Genomic DNA, 2,197 nt, shown 5'->3' on the forward strand with positions numbered 1-2,197 from the left:
TTGGGGATTTCGACAAATCCCAACCGTTCGAAAAAACGCTGCTGATACGTCAGCGCCAAAACCTCTTTCAGACCGAGACGCCGTCCCTCTTCACATGCTTTTTCGACAAGTTCAGTGCCGATATTCTGGCCGCGATAGCTTTGGTCGATGATCATCGAGCGCAATTCGGCAAGTTTCGGAGAGTGAATGTGCAACGCGACAAACCCGATCAATTTTTCGCCGTCCAACGCAATCCAATAGGAACGGATATTCGTCGCAATCTCGTCATTGCTCCGAGGCAGAATCACACCCGATTCTATTTCGGGTGCAACCAGCTGCTGCATAGCAAAGATGTCCTCAAGTGTCGGCTTCTGATAGACGATCCGGCTCATGCGTCCTCATTTTTCAGAATATGGTACAGCGTCCCGACAATCGCATCGACGCCGCGGCGTTTGGAATTGGACACCATCAATGCTCCCGGAAAACGTTTTTTCAGTTCGGATAGCTCTTTTTGATTGAGTTTGTCGATTTTTGTAAAAACGGTCAGTATCGTCTGATCCGGAGTGCATATCTGCTCCAGATATTCATGTACGGACGCATCAATCTCCAGATCGGGATGGCGACTGTCGATCAGGTGGACAAACACTTTGATCTGGGCACGGTCGGTGATATAGGAGGTTAGATTGCTTTCCCAGTCCGTTTTAAGACTTTTGGCTACTTTGGCATAACCAAATCCCGGCAAATCGACGAATTTGGCATTGACACGTTCCTGAGATTCACGGTCCATGAATACGACGTCGAAATAATTGATGAGACGTGTTTTTCCCGGCGTTGCGGATACTTTGGCAAGCGATTTTCGGTTTGTCAGAGTATTGAGAAGCGAACTTTTGCCCGTATTGGAACGGGCCATGAACGCAACTTCGTTTTGTTCCTCGTTCGGCGGAGAGAGTCTGATGTTCGGTGCAGACGTCACAAACGAAGAATCGATGATTTCGATCATTTGGCCGGACTTTTCGGTTTTTTCTCTTCAAGGGTGAACGTCATGATAACCGGTTCGCCTTTGATGCTTTCTGCTGTGGCCTGACCTTTGATCGTGTTGACGATGACTTTATCCCCGCGAACGCGGCGATAATCATCCACACGGATCAAATCGACTTTTTTGTAAAAATGGTACTCGCTCTCGTTGGGGTAATAGACGGCAATCAGAGATTTACCCTTATAGACCTCTTTTAGCTCGGTGACGATGTAGAAGGAGACATCTCCTTCCGCTACGTATTTCAACGGCTTTTTGTTAATATCGGTATAAATGGTGACTTTCGACGCATTGAGTTCGTCTTGACCTTTCGTCGTCTTGACGTTACCGGTAAAGACCGATATCCCTTTTTGCTGATCACCCTGAAAATTATCCGAAATGACTTTAAGCTCTTCCGCCGAAAGAACGAGCATCGATAATGGGAGTAAAAAAGATATTAATTTAATCATACACGAAATCCTAGTCTAATTGGTAGCTTCCCCGTACCGCATTCGCGGACACGATGTCACTCTGCGTATTGTAATACAGCCGCCGTCCGTCGACGCGATTGGCGTTTTGGGTAATCACGAAAGGGCCCTGGGTCGTAACAACCGATTTTTCGGTGTCGTATTTCCCTTCCTGAGAACGAAACTCTAATCCATCTGCGCGGTGATAAAGGACATTACCGTCGATTTGAAGAATGTCGTCTCGGTAAAGAGCCTTGTCCGAACGTATTGTCTGAAATTGCGCTTTCGTATTATCGCTAAATTTAGCTGACGTTATCTCATATCGATCGTCAAATTTTTTTCCTTCTTGCCCCTCAAGAATATGATCGACTCCGCGATGCGAAATCTCATACAAAGAGAAAGAAAAAAGATGAATTTTAGGCACTTCGCCTTGAACCCCCTCATCGCGATACGAAGGGGTAAAATATCCGTACATTCCCAACAATAGACCCGACACCAGCAGAAAAAAAACATTGATCGACATTTACAGCCACTGGTCCAGAAATTTTTCCTCTTCGCCGTTGGAACGGATCACTTTCTCGATCATTTCGCGTACGCAGGCGTCGCCGCCGCGGCGTTCCAAGACGTGAGCGCACGCTTTGACATACTCTGAGCCGTCATGCGGGGTATATCCTTGCGCAACCCATTGCAAAAGGCGGTAATCGTTCAGGTCGTCTCCGATGGCGGCCACTTCTTCAGG

At 47.2% G+C, this 2,197-nt stretch carries 5 protein-coding genes; all 5 read right to left on the reverse strand.

Annotated features, from left to right (window positions below; translation table 11 throughout):
* The coding region (locus JU82_RS07875) for a GNAT family N-acetyltransferase (protein ID WP_037949117.1) at positions 1 to 371 on the reverse strand (371 nt) is incomplete at its 3' end.
* Positions 368 to 979, reverse strand: coding sequence for a ribosome biogenesis GTP-binding protein YihA/YsxC (gene yihA / locus JU82_RS07880; protein ID WP_037949119.1), 612 nt, complete (start codon positions 977 to 979; stop codon positions 368 to 370). The genes yihA and JU82_RS07875, both read right to left, overlap by 4 nt.
* On the reverse strand, positions 976 to 1,461 hold the full coding sequence (gene lptA / locus JU82_RS07885) for a lipopolysaccharide transport periplasmic protein LptA (protein ID WP_294892572.1): 486 nt from the start codon (positions 1,459 to 1,461) through the stop codon (positions 976 to 978). The genes yihA and lptA overlap by 4 nt, the downstream gene beginning before the upstream one ends.
* 10 nt (positions 1,462 to 1,471) lie before the next feature.
* Positions 1,472 to 1,981 (reverse strand): LPS export ABC transporter periplasmic protein LptC, encoded by a 510-nt coding sequence (lptC, locus tag JU82_RS07890; protein ID WP_037949123.1) that lies wholly within the window; start codon positions 1,979 to 1,981, stop codon positions 1,472 to 1,474.
* On the reverse strand, positions 1,982 to 2,197 hold a 216-nt coding region (locus JU82_RS07895; RefSeq protein ID WP_037949126.1), incomplete at its 5' end, for an HAD hydrolase family protein.

This window comes from Sulfuricurvum sp. MLSB (assembly GCF_000747095.1).
Taxonomy (GTDB): Bacteria; Campylobacterota; Campylobacteria; order Campylobacterales; family Sulfurimonadaceae; genus Sulfuricurvum.